Genomic DNA, 742 nt, shown 5'->3' with positions numbered 1-742 from the left:
ACGATTATGAAACACGAAAAAGATGGTGATTTGGGAAATCAGTATTTGAAGAGTCATGCTGCTTGTGTTGGTCCTTATCAGTTAAAAAGTTGGCGCCCTGGAGAAGCTCTTTTGTTGCGTGCAAGCTCTCACTATTGGGGACAAGCGCCTAAACTGAAGCAGATTTTAATTCGCCATGTTGCAGAGCCCGGAACACAACGCTTGTTGTTGCAAAAACATGATATTGATGTTGCTCGTAATTTGACACCTGAAGATCTTGCAGATCTGCAAAAAACAACAGATGTTAAAATCAAGGAAGTGTTAGAACCATCCATGATGTACTGGGGATTCAATATGACAAATCCCATTTTTGCTAAGGAAAAAGTACGCTTGGCGATGCGTTATCTTATAGATTATGAAGGTCTTGGCAAGAAGCTTCTTAAAGGGATTGGTGTTCCACGGGCCAGTTTTATTCCTCTTGGTAATCTTGGAGCTTTGGATGAAAAAGAGGGGCAACCCTTTAAGCTTGATATTCAAAAAGCAAAACAGCTTTTAGCAGAGGCCGGTTATCCGAACGGATTTGAAGCAAATTTTATTGTCTCAAATGCTCCTTATACTTTGTTACTTGCTCAGTCACTTCAAGATAGTGCTGCACAGGCGGGCGTGCGTCTTAAAATTGAACGTGTAGCAGGTACACAGTTGTTTTCAAAAGTGAATGCACGGGCTTTTGATACGGCTTTTATCGGATGGAATAATGATTCTG

Annotated in this window: 1 protein-coding gene; it reads left to right on the top strand. The window is 41.1% G+C overall.

Annotated elements, in window-relative coordinates:
* Positions 1–742 (top strand): ABC transporter substrate-binding protein (locus ACFIJZ_RS09985; RefSeq protein WP_375632009.1); only part of this gene is annotated, 742 nt, incomplete at both ends.

The organism is Bartonella sp. CL70QHWL, assembly GCF_042194855.1.
Classification (GTDB): domain Bacteria; phylum Pseudomonadota; class Alphaproteobacteria; order Rhizobiales; family Rhizobiaceae; genus Bartonella.
Note: the sequence above shows the minus strand (reverse complement) of the source record. Positions and strands in the feature narration are given on the sequence as shown.